The sequence below is a fragment of the Pseudomonas sp. NMI542_15 genome, assembly GCF_021283425.1.
Lineage (GTDB): Bacteria > Pseudomonadota > Gammaproteobacteria > Pseudomonadales > Pseudomonadaceae > Aquipseudomonas > Aquipseudomonas fortuita.
Genome location: NZ_JAJSRO010000018.1, coordinates 41,516 through 57,048, shown reverse-complemented (window position 1 = coordinate 57,048; position 15,533 = coordinate 41,516). Strand labels below are relative to the sequence as shown.

13 protein-coding genes, 1 pseudogene and 1 riboswitch are annotated in these 15,533 nt (G+C 63.7%); of the genes and pseudogenes, 3 read left to right on the top strand and 11 right to left on the bottom strand.

The genetic code is table 11. The annotated features are described in order from the left end of the window. Window positions 1-75: 75 nt before the first annotated feature. Both LU684_RS22285 and LU684_RS22280 read right to left on the bottom strand, forming a co-directional pair. Window positions 76-1,428 (bottom strand): GntP family permease, encoded by a 1,353-nt coding sequence (locus tag LU684_RS22285; protein ID WP_016486718.1) that lies wholly within the window; start codon window positions 1,426-1,428, stop codon window positions 76-78. Between the two features lie 110 nt (window positions 1,429-1,538). Beyond that, on the bottom strand, window positions 1,539-2,078 hold the full coding sequence (locus tag LU684_RS22280) for a gluconokinase (RefSeq protein WP_232895040.1): 540 nt from the start codon (window positions 2,076-2,078) through the stop codon (window positions 1,539-1,541). Between the two features lie 207 nt (window positions 2,079-2,285). Between LU684_RS22280 and LU684_RS22275 the strand changes: the two genes are divergently transcribed. The 3 genes and pseudogenes from LU684_RS22275 to LU684_RS30790 all read left to right on the top strand — a co-directional run bounded on the left by LU684_RS22275 (window position 2,286) and on the right by LU684_RS30790 (window position 4,752). Then, window positions 2,286-3,305 (top strand): LacI family DNA-binding transcriptional regulator, encoded by a 1,020-nt coding sequence (locus LU684_RS22275; RefSeq protein ID WP_016486720.1) that lies wholly within the window; start codon window positions 2,286-2,288, stop codon window positions 3,303-3,305. Between the two features lie 91 nt (window positions 3,306-3,396). Then, window positions 3,397-4,215 (top strand): annotated as a pseudogene (locus LU684_RS30795) (PAS domain-containing protein); the annotation flags it as partial. Window positions 4,216-4,257: 42 nt separating this feature from the next. After that, window positions 4,258-4,752 carry a methyl-accepting chemotaxis protein gene (locus LU684_RS30790; RefSeq protein WP_371262262.1) on the top strand — a complete coding sequence of 165 codons (495 nt, stop codon included), beginning with the start codon at window positions 4,258-4,260 and terminating at the stop codon, window positions 4,750-4,752. Here LU684_RS30790 and LU684_RS22265 read toward each other — a convergent pair. The 9 genes from LU684_RS22265 to LU684_RS22225 form a co-directional block, all read right to left on the bottom strand. Beyond that, entirely contained in the window at window positions 4,727-7,996 is a 3,270-nt protein-coding gene (locus LU684_RS22265; RefSeq protein ID WP_016486722.1) for a transporter substrate-binding domain-containing protein, read from the bottom strand. The two genes, LU684_RS30790 and LU684_RS22265, sit on opposite strands and share 26 nt — an antisense overlap. A 13-nt stretch (window positions 7,997-8,009) precedes the next feature. Next, window positions 8,010-8,624, bottom strand: a complete 615-nt coding sequence (locus LU684_RS22260) for a response regulator transcription factor (RefSeq protein ID WP_016486723.1) — start codon at window positions 8,622-8,624, stop codon at window positions 8,010-8,012. Between the two features lie 219 nt (window positions 8,625-8,843). Continuing rightward, the gene (locus LU684_RS22255; RefSeq protein WP_016486724.1) at window positions 8,844-9,086 is read right to left on the bottom strand and encodes a DUF1272 domain-containing protein; all 243 of its coding nucleotides are present in this window, start codon (window positions 9,084-9,086) and stop codon (window positions 8,844-8,846) included. Window positions 9,087-9,152: 66 nt separating this feature from the next. Then, window positions 9,153-9,905, bottom strand: coding sequence for a precorrin-4 C(11)-methyltransferase (gene cobM, locus LU684_RS22250; RefSeq protein ID WP_016486725.1), 753 nt, complete (start codon window positions 9,903-9,905; stop codon window positions 9,153-9,155). 33 nt (window positions 9,906-9,938) lie between these two features. Continuing rightward, on the bottom strand, window positions 9,939-10,328 hold the full coding sequence (locus tag LU684_RS22245) for a cobalamin biosynthesis protein (RefSeq protein WP_024717644.1): 390 nt from the start codon (window positions 10,326-10,328) through the stop codon (window positions 9,939-9,941). Then, window positions 10,328-11,014 (bottom strand): CbtA family protein, encoded by a 687-nt coding sequence (locus tag LU684_RS22240; RefSeq protein WP_016486727.1) that lies wholly within the window; start codon window positions 11,012-11,014, stop codon window positions 10,328-10,330. Before LU684_RS22240 ends, LU684_RS22245 begins: the two co-directional genes overlap by 1 nt. Window positions 11,015-11,023: 9 nt before the next feature. Further along, entirely contained in the window at window positions 11,024-11,212 is a 189-nt protein-coding gene (locus LU684_RS22235; protein ID WP_016486728.1) for a CbtB domain-containing protein, read from the bottom strand. 94 nt (window positions 11,213-11,306) lie between these two features. Then, window positions 11,307-11,529, bottom strand: a riboswitch (cobalamin riboswitch). A 194-nt stretch (window positions 11,530-11,723) separates the two neighbouring features. Next, entirely contained in the window at window positions 11,724-14,198 is a 2,475-nt protein-coding gene (locus tag LU684_RS22230) for a TonB-dependent receptor plug domain-containing protein (RefSeq protein WP_232895039.1), read from the bottom strand. 221 nt (window positions 14,199-14,419) lie between these two features. Further along, entirely contained in the window at window positions 14,420-15,520 is a 1,101-nt protein-coding gene (locus LU684_RS22225) for an LLM class flavin-dependent oxidoreductase (protein ID WP_232895038.1), read from the bottom strand. Window positions 15,521-15,533 lie beyond the last annotated feature (13 nt).

The window sequence follows — 15,533 nt, the reverse complement described above, 5'->3', positions numbered from 1 at the left end:
CCTTGGCTTAGGGTAGGTCTGATATTTCCTTCGGCCCTACCCTGAGCATCAAGGTGCCATTACCCCGATAAACGGTTACACCACCTGCGCCAACAACATGATGAAGATGATGCCAACCACCGAGAGGATGGTTTCCATCATGCTCCAGGTCTTGAAGGTTTCCGCTACAGTCATGTTGAAATACTGCTTCACCAGCCAGAAGCCGGCGTCGTTCACATGTGACAGGATCAACGAGCCCGCACCGGTGGCCAGCACCAGCAACTCACGGTTCACGCCCGGTACCAGGTCGATTACCGGTGCCACGATGCCCGCACCGGTAATGGTGGCGACCGTGGCGGAGCCAGTAGCGATGCGGATTACCGCTGCCACCAGCCAGGCCAGCATGATGGGCGAAATCTCCGCCTGCACGGCCATTTGCCCGATCACGTTGCCGACACCGGTGTCCACCAGCATCTGCTTGAAGCCGCCGCCTGCACCCACGATCAGCACGATGGCCGCCGTGGGGGCCAGGCTCTGGTCGAGCATTTTCATGATCTGCTGGCGGTTGAAGCCGCGGGCAGAACCAAACGTGTAAAAGGCCAGCAGCAGGGCCGCGAGCAGGGCAGTGATGGGGTGGCCGATCAGGTCCATCCACTGGCGCACGATATGCTCGGCCGGCAACACCACGTCGGCGAAGGTCTTCAGCAGCATCAGCGCGACCGGCAGCAGCACCGTGATCAGGGTGATGCTGAAGCTTGGCAGGTTGCCCTGGTCGGACTCCTTGGCAATTTGGTCCATCAGTTCCTGGGACGGGTTGCCCGGGATGTAGCGGGAGATGAAGTTGCCGAACAGCGGACCGGCGATGATCGCGGTGGGCAGTGCGACGATCAGGCCGTAGAAGATGGTCTTGCCGATATCGGCGTGGAAAATGCCAATCGCCAGCAATGGGCCCGGGTGTGGCGGCACCAGGCCGTGCACCACCGAGAGGCCGGCCAGCAGCGGGATGCCGATTTTCACCAGCGACACCCCGGAGCGCCGGGCAACGATGAACACCAGCGGAATCAGCAGCACAAAGCCGATTTCAAAGAACAGCGGTATGCCCACCAGGAAGGCGGCGAACATCATCGCCCAATGCACGTTCTTCTTGCCGAAGGCGCGGATCAGGGTTTGCGCGATCTGGTCGGCCCCCCCAGAGTCGGCCATCAGCTTGCCCAGCATGGTGCCCAAGGCGAGCACGATGCCGACGAAGCCAAGCACACCGCCAAAACCATCCTGGAACGACTTCATGACCTTGGCCACCGGCATGCCGGAGGTCAGGCCAAGGAAGCCGGCCGCGAGGGTGAGGGCAACGAAGGGGTGCACTTTGAAGTGGGTGATCAGCAGGATCAGCCCGACGATGGTAACCAGCGCGTCGAGCAGCAGAAAGGTGTCAGTAGCCAGTCCGAACATGGTTTGAAGGCCTCGATCTTATCGTTGTTTTTGGCGTAGCGTCTTGGAACTATTCCCGCACCTGCGGGTCGAGGTAGCGCTGTCTTTGGTGAGCCGGGAAAACCGCGGGGTCAGGCGGTTTGCGCCAGGCCCTGCTCACCGGCGCGCTTTAGCCAGCGGTCTACCGCTTCGGCGAGCGCATCGATGGGCTGGGTGGCGTCCAGTGCCAGTGTGAGCGGCTCGCCATGTGGCGATTCGAGGGCAGTAAACTGGCTGTCGATGAGGCTGGCCGGCATGAAGTGCCCAGGGCGCGCCAGCACGCGTTTTTCGGCCTCGGCGGGCGACAGTTCGAGAAATACGAACACCAGCCCTGGCATGGCATCGCGCAGGGTATCGCGGTAGCGGCGCTTGAGCGCCGAGCAGGTCAGTATCGGGCGTTCCCCGGCCTGGGTGGTGGCCTGCAACTCCTGGCCTAGGCGCACCAGCCAGCCGGCACGGTCGCTGTCGTCCAGCGGGATGCCAGCGCTCATCTTGCGGATGTTTTCGGCAGGGTGAAAAGCGTCGCCTTCAATCAGGCGGCCGCCGCTTCTGGCAGCAATGGCAGCGCCGATGCAGCTTTTGCCGCAACCGGCCACGCCCATCACCACGATGGCGGACAGGGGAGAATTCATCAGTACCTCCTGCGGGGTGAGATAGCGCTGTCTCGTCGCCGACGAACAGCCACCTCCCCGGTGTTATTGGTCTTGTCCTTACGCAGTATGGACGCCTGGTAGCGAGCGCGCGGTGGCTGCCGCCAAAGATTACATTGCCTGCGTCCTGAGACAGCGCTACCTTAGTGGCCGTTCCCTCTCCTTGCAAGTAGTAAAATTACAACATCCATGACCCGCACCGGCTCCCGTACTACAGGTCGTCCAACCCTGGCAGAAGTTGCCAGGCTTTCCGGGGTTTCCCCCATCACCGCTTCGCGCGCCTTGCGCGGGGTCAGCACGGTTGCGCCAGAGCTGGTCGAGAAGGTCGTCGCTGCAGCGGCGAGCCTGGGCTATGTGGCCAACCCGGCAGCCCGCGCCTTGGCCTCGGCTCGCAGCCAGTCGGTGGTGGTGTTGATCCCGTCGCTGTCCAACCAGCTTTTCATCGACACCCTGGAAGCCATTCACGAGGTCATGCGCCCCCGTGGGCTCGAGGTGCTGATCGGCAACTATCACTACGACCTTGCCGAAGAAGAAAACCTGATCCGTAATTACCTGGCCTACCAGCCCTGCGGCATGCTGTTGACCGGTTTCGAGCGCAGCGACGCGGCGCGGCAGATGTTGACCGCCAGCGGTGTGCCGTGTGTGCACATGATGGAACTCAATGGCGAGCCAGGGGCATTGTCGGTCGGTTTTTCGCAGCAGCAGGCCGGGCGCGCCGCGGCCCGGCACTTGATCGAGCGCGGGCGCAAACGCCTGGCGTTCATTGCCGCGCAGCTCGACCCACGGGTGATGCAGCGGGCCGAAGGTTTCCGCCAGGCGTTGGCTGAGGCCGGTTTGCAGGCGGCCGAGCTGGAGGTACTGGCGCCGCAGCCTTCATCCATTGCCCTGGGCAGTGTGCTGTTCAGCCAGTTGCTGCAGCAGGCGCCAGATGTCGACGGTATCTTCTTCTGCAACGACGACCTGGCGCAGGGGGCGGTGCTGCAGGCATTGCGCCAAGGGGTGGAAGTGCCCCGCCAGGTGGCGATGGTGGGGTTCAACGACTTGCCGGCGTCGGCCCACATGGTGCCGCGCCTGACCTCGATTCGCACGCCCCGGGCAGCCGTTGGGCGTGGCGCGGCGCAGGCGCTGCTGGCGTTGCTCGATGGCAAGCGGGTGGCGGATACGCAGCAGGATCTGGGCTTTGAGCTGATGGTGCGCGAGAGTTCGTAGCGGGAGCCCGTAGCTGTGCAGGCGTTCTGTCCTGTTAATGTAGTAATCCTAAAGTGATAGCACTGTGCTTGCACGGCGCCAACGGCGATCTATGCTCAGGACACCGCGCATAAAGGAGCCCGGCGTCATGTTCGATTTCCATCGCAAATCCGATTTGGTTGAGATCCAGCGCACTCACCAGGCCTTGAGCGGCACGCAAGCCAAATTGGCGGCGATCAGCCGTTCGATGGCGATGATCGAGTTCGCCCCGGATGGCACCATCCTCGATGCCAACGAGCGTTTCTGCCAGGCCATGGGCTATAGCGCCGACGAACTGCGTGGCAAGCATCACCGGGTGTTTTGCGAGCCGGGCTACGCGCAAAGTGCCGAATACCAACAATTGTGGCGCGAATTGGGCCAAGGCAAGGCCATCAGCGGTACATTCGAACGCCTCGACAAGGCCGGTCGTGAGGTCTGGTTGGAGGCCAGTTACATGCCGGTGCTGGATGAGCACCGCCAAGTCACCAGTGTGATCAAGGTGGCAGCGGACATCAGCCAGCGGGTGGTGCTGGAGCACGAGAGCGAGAGCCTGCTCAAGGCCATCAGCCGCTCCATGGCGGTGATCGAGTTCACCCCGCAAGGCCGCGTGATCAAGGCCAACCAGAACTTCCTCGATACCATGGGCTATCGCCTGGACGAGGTAGTCGGCCGCCATCACGGGCTGTTTTGCCTGCCGCAGGAGCGCGAGTCGGCTGAGTACCGCGAGTTCTGGGCATCGCTCAACCGCGGCGAGTACCATTCGCACCGCTTCGAGCGCATCAACAAGCAGGGCCAGATGGTCTATCTGGAGGCCTCTTACAACCCGATATTCGACAGCAAGGGCCGCTTGTACAAAGTGGTGAAGTTCGCCAGTGACATCACCCGCCAGGTCAGCACGCAGCAAACCGCCGCCGATGCCGCCCATGCCAGTTCCATGCAGACCGATGCCTGCGCGCGCAAGGGCACCGAGGTGGTACAGCAGACGGTGCAGGTAATCGAGCAGATTTCCCATGAGCTGAACGACGCTGCCCGCAGCATCGACGCGGTCAGCAAGCAATCGGATGTAATCGGTCAGATCGTGCTGACCATACGTGGAATTGCCGACCAGACCAACCTGTTGGCCCTGAATGCGGCCATCGAGGCGGCCCGCGCCGGTGAGCACGGGCGAGGTTTTGCCGTGGTAGCCGACGAGGTGCGCAACCTGGCGGCGCGGACCAGCAAGGCAACCCTGGAAATCGTCGACGTTGTACGGCAGAACCACGACCTGTCACTGCTGGCGGTGGCCAGCATGCAATCGAGTTTGACCCGCACCGGTCATGGGGTTGCGCTGGCCAATGAGGCCGGTACGGTGATCATGGAAATCCAGCAGGGCTCACGGCACGTGGTGGATGCGATCAGCCAGATCAGCTCGACGTTGCAATTGCATTGAGCGCATCCTTCAGTTCGTTCAGCAGGGCCTGCAGGCTGATTTGCAGCCGTTCACGTTCGACAGCCGTTGGCAGGCCCCGCGCATGAGCGTTCTCGATGGCTTCGCAATCCTTCACCACGCCGCGCACCCTGATCATCTTCGCGCCACCCTTGATTCGGTGAGCCAGGGTACGCACGTCCTCATCGGCGGCCCCGGGCGCCAGCGCCCGCAAGGCGGCCAGGTCCTCGCCAACGCTGATTGACAGCTGTTCCAGCAGATGACGCGTCAGTTGCTTGTCGTCCTGGGTGAGGTGGCGCAACTCAGCCAGGTTGAAGCCGCTACTGTGCAGTGGCGTTTCTTGGGCGCCGCGGGCCTGGGGGAGATGGGCCTTGAGTGTGTGCAGGCCGATCGGCTTGAACAGGCACTCGTCCATGCCGCTGGCCAGGCAACGGTCACGCTCTTCGGCCTGGGCATTGGCAGTCACGCCGAGGATCTGGCACGCCGGCAGGTCGCGTTCGGCTTCAAGGCTGCGAATGCGACGGGTGAGTTCGTGGCCGTCCATGACCGGCATGCTGCAATCGGTGATCACCAGGTCGAAACGCGCTGCCTGCCAGCGCTCCAGGGCAATCTGGCCGTTGTCTGCCAAGGTCACGTGATGGCCCAAGGTGTGCAGTTGCCGCTCCAGCAATAGAAGGTTGGCCGGGTAGTCGTCGACAACCAGGATTTCCAACGGGCCAGTGCTGCGTTCCGCTACCGGGTCCAGTTGCTGTGCGGGCTCTGGTGCTGGGCAGGTTGGCAATTGCAGGCTGACCTGTACCTTGGTGCCAACGCCTTCGACGCTTTGCAGGCTCAAGCTGCCACCCATCAGTTCGGCAAAGGTGCGGCTGATGACCAATCCCAGGCCCGCCCCTTGGTGGGTTCGCGGGCCGTCAGCCTGAACGAAGGCGTGGAACAGCCGGGCCTGATCAAGCGGGCTGATGCCGATGCCGGTGTCGCGCACAGACAGTTCAACTGGCAGGCGGCTTTGCCCATCGGCTGGGGGCGTCAGCAAGCTGGCCTGCACCTCGCCGCGGTCGGTGAATTTGATGGCGTTGCTGATCAGGTTGGACAGGATCTGTTTGAGTCGCAGCGGGTCTGCCAGCACCCAGACCGGCCCGGCAGGCAGCTCAGCGTGCAGAAGCAAGCCCTTGGCCCTGGCGTTGCCCTCGAAAACCCGCACGGTAGCGCGTACCAGTTCGACCAGGTTTGTGGGCACCGGTTGCAGGGTGATGTGCCCGGACTCGATGCGGGAAATGTCCAGAATATCGCCAATCAGTTCAAGCAGGCCGATGGCCGAGTCATGGGCAGTCTGCAGGGTCTGGGCGTCGCAACGGCCCTCGCGGCTGTCTTCCAGGGCCAACTCCAGCAGGCCGATCACGGCATTCATCGGGGTGCGGATTTCATGGCTCATGGTGGCCAGGAAGGTACTTTTGGTTTGACTGGCCTGTTCGGCGTCGTCCTTTGCCTGACGCAGCTGTTCGAGCAGGCCTCGGCTCAGGGCCAGCTGAGCTTGCAGCGCGTGTTGGGCCTCGGTGCGCTGATTGATCAGTTTGCGCAGGTAGCTGTTCCAGAACACCACGCCTGCCAGCAGCAGGGCCGACAACACCAGTACCTGCAAGGCCAGTGTGCGGTAATCGCGCCAAGCGCTGTCGCTGACCAGGGTGCTGGTGCGCCAGCGATTGGCCAGCTGGTCGAGCTCTTCGGGTGGAATGCTCAGCAGCGCCTTGTCGAGAATGGCCTGGAGCTGCGGCTGGTCCGCAGCCACGGCGAAGGCCGCAATGGCCGGGTCTTCATCCAGTACGCTGGCGATGCGCAAGCGGCCCTTGAAAACATGGCTGATGTAGTAGGCGGCATTGATGTGGCTGGCAAGGGCCACATCGGCAGCCCCGCCGGCCAGGGCCTCCATGAGGCCGAGCGGGTTGTCCACTTCGACCAGCCTGGCTTGCGGATAGCGCTGTTGCAGCAGTGCCCTCTGCGGCGAGCCGCGTACCAAAGCGATGCGCTGGCCATCCAGCGTTTTGGTTTGTGCGGGGTAAGTGCTGTCGCTGCGCGTAACCAGTACGCGTGGGCTGACCAGGTAGGGGCGGGTATAGCGCAGCTGTTTCGAGCGCTCCGCGCCGTAGCCCAGGGCGCCGATCATGTGTGCATCGCCGCGGACCAGGCGCTCGACCATCGCCTGCGCCGAATCGCTTTCGACCGGGCGGAACTGTAGCCCGGTACGCAATGAAATCTGTTTCAGCAGGTCAAGGGTGATGCCGGTTGGGCGGTGTTCGGCGTCGTTGAACGTCAATGGCGCCAGCGAAGTGTTGACCAATACATCGATGTAGGGGTGGGCTGCGATCCAGGCTTTTTCTTCGCTGCTCAAGTCAGTGAGGTGGCGCTGCAACAGCAGGCTGGTGTTGCCACTGCTCCAGCGGCGCAGGATGTTAAGGCGCTCGCTTTCGCTTATGCGGGCCAGCGCCATGTCGACCAGCCGATGCAAGCGAGGGTTGTCGCTGGCCAAGGCAAATGCAAATGCGCCAGCCGGAACCTGACAGAAGTGGTCGATTCTCAGCGTGCCTTGATAGTTCTTGCCAATCGTGAAGTCGGTGCTGATGGCATCGCCCAGGTACGCATCGGCCTCGCCCAGATCGACGGCTGCCAACCCGGCAAGGGTCGAGCGGTACAAGCTTAACTGCGCTTTTGGATACAGACCGCGTACGGTGCTGGCCGGCAGGTAGTGATCGACCATGGCCAGGCGCAAGCCGGCGAGGTCGGGTTGGTTCTTCAGGCTGCTCCCCTCGCGTGTGACGATGACCGGCAGGTCGTCTGCATACGGCGTGCTCAGTTCAAGCTCGGCATCTGCCGCCTCGAAGGCATTGGAGCTGCCCAGAAGGTCAATACTGCCCTCCCGCAACGCGGCGATGGCTTCGTGGCGGCTATCGAATCGGCGCACCTCGACGTGTATGCCCAGCAGTTCGGCAATGATACCTGCGTAGTCTGCACTGATCCCTTCGTAGTCCTGTTGGCTGGCGTTCAATTCGAACGGTGGATAGTCGGGCCGCGAACTGCCTAGCACCAGGTATTGACGTCGCTGCAGCCAGGCCCGGTCTTCGCTGGACAGTTGCAGTGGGGCTGCTGCGCTGACAGAGCGCGCCAGCAGTTGCCGAGCTTCGCTGCGGGCCAGCAGCGCGGTGGGGGCGGCCAGGCCGATGGCCAGGAGCATGCACGCCAGCAGGCGCTTCATGGCGGCCGAACGCTCAGTAGACGCTGTTGCGTTTGGCCAGGTCGACCATCTCGACCAGAGATTCGGTTTTGAGCTTTTCCATGATCCGGCCTCGGTAGGTGCTGATGGTCTTGGCACTCAGATTCATGCGGGTACCGATATTCTTGTTGTTTTCACCGCGCGCCAGGCGCCGCAGCACCTCCATTTCACGGTTCGACAGGCTGGCAAGGCGCACCGGTTCGCTTTCCAGCGAGTTGCTGTTGACCGACATTTGCGGGAAGGTCGAATAGCCTTTGACCAGCGCCTTGAGGGCGAACAGCAGTGCTTCGTGGTCTTCTTCCTTGGTGACGAAGGCGCCGATGCCGGCATCCAGGCAACGCCGTACGTACAGGTCAGTGGCTTGGCCCGTCAGCACCATGATCTTGGGCACCGGCTCAAGGCTTTGCAGGCGTTTGATCACTTCCATGCCATCCAGACCGGGCAGGCCAATATCGAGCACGACTACATCGGGGCGCAGATCGCGGGCTACCTGAGCCACTTCGCTGCCGTTACCCACCTCACCGACAACATGAAAGCGTTCACGCTCGAGCAGTAGGCGCAAGGACAGTCGGACAATGGGGTGGTCGTCGACGATCAGCACGGTTGTCATGTGGAAAACTCCTGTCGGGATGTGGTCCGCTTCCTGGATCACTCCGGAATACGTCTGCAAGTGGGTTAATCGGAAGCGCTGCAAGATACGACCAATCCCGAAGTTTGGTAATGCCGAGTATAGAAGTGTTGATAATCCGCGTGCTTGTTGTGGAAAAATCCTACAAGAAGCGTGAAAGACATCACCCCGAGAAAGCGGCGATGTCTGTTTGGAAGGGCGTCAGGCGCAGGTGGCGTGCGCTTTGTTCACACGCTGGGTGGCGGCGGGGTTATTGGCCAGCGCCTGACCGACACGCGTCGGCCGGGGCACTAGCTGGCCGGCGCAGTTCGGGCAGCGGCCTTGCAGGCGTGTGTCGGCGCAGGCACGGCAGAAGGTGCATTCGAAGGAGCAGATCAGCGCATCGGGGCTGTCGCCCGGCAGGTCAGTATCGCAGCACTCGCAGTTGGGGCGTAATTCCAGCATGGGCGTGACTCCTGTTCGCAGGCGGGAACCCGGAGTCTGCTACGCGGGCGGCAATACTGGCAATGCTCAGTCCCCAGGGCGGTACAGGTGGGCATGCCCGGCACGGTACAAGGCCGATTCGGCGAAGGGGGTATCCCCTAGCACATGGCCTACCAGGATCAGCGCCGTGCGGCGAAAATCTTTGGCTGCGACGCGTTCGACGATATCGCCAAGGGTGCCGCGCACCCAGTCCTGATCCGGCCAGGTGGCACGATGTACCACCGCCACCGGGCAGTGCGCACCGTAGTGCGGCAGCAGTTCTTCGACGATCCGCGAGAGGTGTTTGACCCCGAGGTGAATCGCCAAGGTGCTGCCGTGGCGCGCCAGGTCGCCCAGTTGCTCCCCAGGTGGCATGGGTGAACTGTCGCCATAGCGAGTGAGTATCACCGTCTGCGCCACCTGTGGCAGGGTCAGTTCGCAGCCAAGTAGCGCCGCGCTGGCCGCCGTGGCGGTGACCCCGGGGATGATCTGGTAATCGATGCCCAGCGCCTGCAGGTGGCGGATCTGTTCACCGATGGCGCCGTACAGGCTGGGGTCGCCGCTGTGTACACGGGCCACGTCCTGGCCTTGTTCGTGCGCGCTGCGCATGGCGGCGATGATCTGTTCCAGGTGCAGCTCGGCACTGTTGATCACGATCTGGGCCTTGTGGCCTTCGAGCACGGCAGCAGGTACCAGTGAGCCGGCATAGATGATCACGGGGCACTGGCGAATCAGCCGTTGGCCTTTGACCGTGATCAGTTCAGGGTCGCCGGGGCCGGCACCGATGAAGTACACCGTCATGGAAAGTCCTTGCAGGAAAGAGGAGCGAAATGTTCAGCAGGCCAGGGCGAGGGTCGCCGGGCCCAGTACCTGGCGGGTCAGCAGTAACCCGGCGGTGCAGCCGGGCCGCTGGCTGGCCAACGCCAGTGCCGCGCTCTCGGCCACGCCCCAGCAGCCGCTGTGGGCATGGGCTGTGGCAGAGCGGTGGCTGAGCAGCGGCTCAAAGGCTTGCAGTTGTGCGCTATGGTACAGCACCAAGGGCAAGCCAAGGCGTTCGGCCAGTTGCTGCAAGCCGGGTTCGTCGGCCTTGAGGCTGATGCTGGCAATGCCGCGCAGGTCGGCGAGCACCAGGCCCTGGCTAGCCAAGGCTTGGTGCAGCAGGGTTTGCAATGTATCCACCGGGCAACCTCGGCGGCAGCCGAAGCCGGCATAGAAGGCCGGCATCAGGCCTGGCTGGAACGGCGGAACAGCCATGCACTGAGCAGGCCCAAGGCCACCCAGAATGCAGCGTTGGTCAGCCAGGAGGCCATCTTGAACTGAGTCTCCAGTGCTGCGGGGGCCAGGCTTTCATGCACGTCGGGCTGTGGCGCGCCGATCACATGGGGGATTATCAACAACACGGCGCCCAGCGCCTTCAACAGCCAGTGCCGGGCGAACACCAGCAAGGCCAGGCCAAGGGCGGTGGCGCTGGCCGTGCCAATCCACCAGGCCTGGCGTTGCCCCAGGTCGGCGGCAGCGGTGCCGGGCAGTTCCGGTGGCAGCCCCAACGTTGGCGCCAGACAGAACACGGCGAAACCGGCCAGGCCCCACAGCACACCGGTGCCGGCACGCTGCGGTTCGCGCAGGCTGTAGAGGGCGGCGAGGATCAGGGCGAAGCCGACCGCAACCACCAGGTTGCCACCGGTGGTGGACAGCACCCGCTGCCAGCCGTCTTCCGGCGACCAGGCGTCGGCGCTGTGCTCATGGGCGGCCACTTCGCCGCCATGTTCGTGGTGTGCGGCCGGGGCCGAGGATTCGTAGGTTTCCGCCTCAAGAATCAGCGGGGCGACCCAGAAGCTTTGCAGCAGGGTCAGCAGCAGGGCCGCAAGCAGCCCGCTGAAGCCCGCGGTACGGGCAATGCGCGTGATCATCAGGCGTACTCAGTGGCAGGGGAAGGCGGCGCTGTGGCGGGTGTCGTGAGCGGCGTTGTGCACGGCCTCGATGTGCGAGAAACCGGCGAAGTACACCAGGCACAGGCCCAGCAGGCTTGCGCCAACGGCAATGACGATGCGCTGGCTGAGGGTGACGGGGGTGGCAAGGCTGTGTGGCTTGGCGCTGGTGACGGGCATGACGCGTTCCTCTGCTTTTTGTGGGCAACGGGCAAGCGCGGCATCCCTGATGCGTGGCCGCCCAGGGGAATGCAACAGCGCCCGCCCACCGCGGGGTGTTCATGAACGCCAGGCCGGTCTCCGGGCTTGCGAGGAGGAGCAGGGCTCCTGAAAAGCGTCACCTTCCCATGCCGGACTACAAGGCACAGTGGCACAGACGCTTCACTCGCTTACCGTTGCGGGGGCAGCACCGGACTTGTCCGGCCCTGATGGAGGGCCTGCGACGCACCGGTTTCCCGTTTCACCCCCTGGGGGGCACCTGAACGTGAGGCATAAGGAGAGCATGGGGCGGGGTTTGCGTCAATTGCCATGTGTGCGAGTGACTGCCGTGCTCAGGGTGAAAGTTTGCCCAATCATTGTGGGCGCGGGCTCGCCCGCGAACACCGGCAAAGCCGGTGCCATCCACCGCATCTGCCTGATTCGCGGGCTTGCCCGCTCCCACTGAGGTCCGCGCTAAACCCAAAGGATGTTTTCAGAAGTCATACGCCAGCTTGGTGTACCAGTACCCGCCACCTGGATGAAACGGCGGGTTGCCGTAGGCCGCCTGGTTGCCGTTGGCGTTGTACACGCCGTTCTTGTCGGGCCGTACATTGAAGATGTTGGTGCCGCCCAGGCTGACGGTCAAGCTGTCGAACAGCAGGTACGACAGGTCCAGGTCGGTAATCCACTTGGCGCCGAAGGTGCGGTCCTGGGCCTGATTCTGCTGCCAGGTTTCGACCTTGCCGTAGCGGGTGGTCTGCAAGGTGCCGGTGAAGCTACCCAGCAACCACTGACTGCCCAGTACCCATTTGGTTTTCGGGGAGGCCGCCACCAGGTCACCTTCGCGGCCATGGCCGACCACCTCGATACCGGCTGCCGCCAGCGCTGCGGGCGTGCCCCGGCTGCCGCGCACAGTGGTCTTGTTCCAGTTGAAGCCCAAGGTCCAGCGCACATCGCGCCAGGCACCGAATTCGCTGGTGTGGTCACCTACCAGGTCGAGGCCGCGGGTACGGGTGTCGAAGGCATTGGTGTAGTAGTTGATCCAGGTGGTGCGTGCCAGGCCCAGTGCTTGGAGCATATCGCCAATAGCACCGGCACCGTTCTGCCGGTCGTAGAGGTTTTCGGTCAACAGGATGCGGTCGTCGATGTCGATCAGGTAGGTGTCCAGGGTGACACTGGTACGGCGCGCCGGTTGCCAGGTCAGGCCCAGGCCGGCGTTGCGCGATTTCTCCGGGTCGAGCTTGTCGCCGCCGAATGCCAGCGCCGCGGCACTGCCAGGCGCCACGGTGCGGCGCAAGGCCGGCACCACATTGCCGTCAGCGTCCAGCGCGGTGCGGTTGTCGCTGACCGTATAGCCGCTCTGGGTCAGCGACGGGGCACGGAAACCGCTGCCCAAAGTGCCGCGGATTGCCACGGTTTCGCTCAGTTCATAGCGTGAATTGAGCTTGAAGCTGGCGGTGTTGCCCGAGTTGTCGTCGTAGTGCTCGACGCGCGCGGCGGTGCCCAGGTACCAGCGCGGGGTCAGGTCCAGGCCGAGGTCGATGTAGGCGGCATAGTTGTTGCGCTTCACATCGGCCTCGTCTTCCGGGCGGATGGTCAGCGCAGCCTGGGCGCCCACGGCGGTCTGGCCGTTGGCCAGCGCGTAGAGCGGGTTGGGGCGCCCGTCGGCCAGGGTGGCCGGGTAAGTGTAGGGCCCGACGCCGTAGGCGACGGGGTCGCCGGCGAAGGTCTGGAACCGCTCCCAACGGTGTTCCAGGCCCGCCGAGACGCGGGTTGGTACGGCCAGGCCAAACACGCGATCAAAAGCGCGGGTGATGTCCAGGTTGTTTACCCACTGGTCGAACTGCAAAGTCGCCAGGTCATCGAACGAGGTTGGCGAGGCCGGGCCGTAGGTAGGGTTGATGGTGAGGTCGCTGGACTGCTGGTTCTTGTTGCGCCCGTACGTGGTGGACAGGTCCCAGTCCCAGGCGCCGGCGGCACCCCGGGTGCCGAGCAGCCACTGGTAGTCGGTGTCTTTGATGTTGTTGAGCGGGAAGTACCCGCCGGGGAACAACTCGGGGATCGAGGCGTTGCTGTTGGGCAGTCGATAGTTGTTGAAGGCTTCGAGCTTGCGCTCGGCATAGGTGGCGAACGAATACAGTTTCAGGTCGTCGCTGATGGGCAGTTCGGCGTTGTAACCGAGGTTGAAGGCGCGCAGGTCGGGGTCGCCGTTCTTCACAGCGCGGTGGTCCCAGGCGGCCTGGCGGTCGTCCTCGAAATAGGCCCGGTAACCAGGGTCGGCTTTGTCGATCCAGTTGGCGGTGCCGCGCTTGCGTGCCTCCCCCGACAGGTGCAGGAAACCGCCGTCACCCAGGCCGAAACCCTGGTCGCCAGCCAGCTTGATGGTTTCGCCCTGGCCGCTGTACAGCTGGCCATAGCTGCTTTCGTAATGGCCGCCACTGCTGGCGCTTTTGAGGATGATGTTGATCACCCCGGCTACCGCATCCGAGCCGTACTGAGCCGCCGCGCTGTCTTTGAGGACTTCGATGTGCGACACCGCGCTGACCGGGATCATGTCGATATCCACGGCGTTGGCACCGCTGTTGTCCGTCGAGCCGCTGGCCGGCACGGCGCTGTTGTGGCGGCGTTTGCCATTGACCAGTACCAAGGTGTAGGCCGGGCCCAGGCCGCGGTTGCTCAGCGGCCGCACGCCAGACTGGAAACCGGCGATGTTGGTGCCGAAGTTGAACGAGGGCAGCAGTTTGGAAATGGCCTCGGACAGCTCGGCGCGGCCGGTGCGCAGCAACTGTTCGTTGCTGATCACGTCGATGGGGGCCGGGCTGTCGGCGACGGTGCGCTGGTTGCCACGCATGCCAGTGGAGATCACCGTGACAGTGTCCAGGCGTTGGTCTTCGGTGGTTGCAGCAGCGTCGGCGAACGGGGTGAGCAGGCAGGCCAGGGGCAGGGCGAAAAGCGGTGTTCTAGACATCATGTCCTCGGAATACGGTGGAGCACGCAGGCGACTAGGCGCCAGGCTCTGACAGGGCTGGCGTAGGGTGTTTGGGAAAGTGTTTGCCTGCACCGGCCTCTTCGCGGGCATGCCCGCTCCCACAGGAATTGCACAGGCCTTGAGGTCAGTGATTTTCCTGTGGGAGCGGGCTCGTCGAGGCGTCGAACCGCCGCGAAGAGGCCGGTGCTGCGAGTCGGGATCTAGGCTGTGCGGGTGCTGCGTCCAGCCTCATGCTGTTCTACCAACGCCCGAATACGGGGAATGAGGTCCTGCCCGTATTCCACCGCATCGCGCAGTTGGTCGAACCCACGGAACAGGAAGGTAGTAACCCCCAGCTCGTAGTAGGCCAGTGCGGCCTCGGCCACCTGGTCTGCAGTGCCTACCAGCGAGGTGGAGTTACCTGCACCGCCGCCCAACGCAGCAATCTCGGTCCACAGCCGGGTGTCATGCACCTTGCGCTGGCTGGCCAGCTGCACCAGGCGTTCGGAGCCGGCGTTGCTCTTGCCGAAGTTTTTCTCGCGGCGGTTGCCCTGGCGGATACCGATGCGTTCCTGGGCATCGGCCAGAATACGCTCGGCGCGGGCCCAGGCTTCGGCCTCGGTGCCCCCCAGGATCGGGCGCAACGACAAGCTGAAGCGGATGTGCTTCTCGCGCCCGTAGCGCGCGGCGGCCTTGCGCACCTTGGCGATGCGCTCGCGCACCTGCTCCAGCGGTTCGCCCCACATCATGTAGACGTCGGCGTGCTTGGCGGCCACTTCGACCGCGGCGTCTGACGCACCGGAGAAGTAGATGGGCAAATGCTGCACCGGTTTGACCAAGGTCAGGTTGTCTTCAACGCGGTAGTGGATGCCCTGGTGGTCGAAAGGCTCCTGGCGGGTCCAGGTGTCGCGCAGTACCTGCAGGTATTCATCCGTGCGGGCATATCGGGCATCCTTGTCGAGGAAGTCGCCATCGCGCTGCAGGTCGCCGCTGTCGCCCCCGGTGATGACATTGATCGAGGCTCGGCCACGGCTCAGCTGGTCGAGGGTGGCGAACTGGCGGGCAGCGAAGGTTGGCGCCTGGAAGCCCGGGCGGTGGGCGACCAGCAGGCCGATGCGCTCGGTCAGTGCTGCCACGTAGCTGGCCAGGATCATAGAGTCCGGCGCACTGGTGTTGACCGCCAGCAATGCCTTGTCGAAGCCGCCATATTCCTGGGCCTGGGAGAAGGCCTTGATGAACGCCAGATCAACCAGCGGGCCACGGGGTGCCTGGGATTCGCTGCTTTCCTGCGGGCCGATGAGGCCGATGAACTCGAGGCTCATGAAACAAAACTCC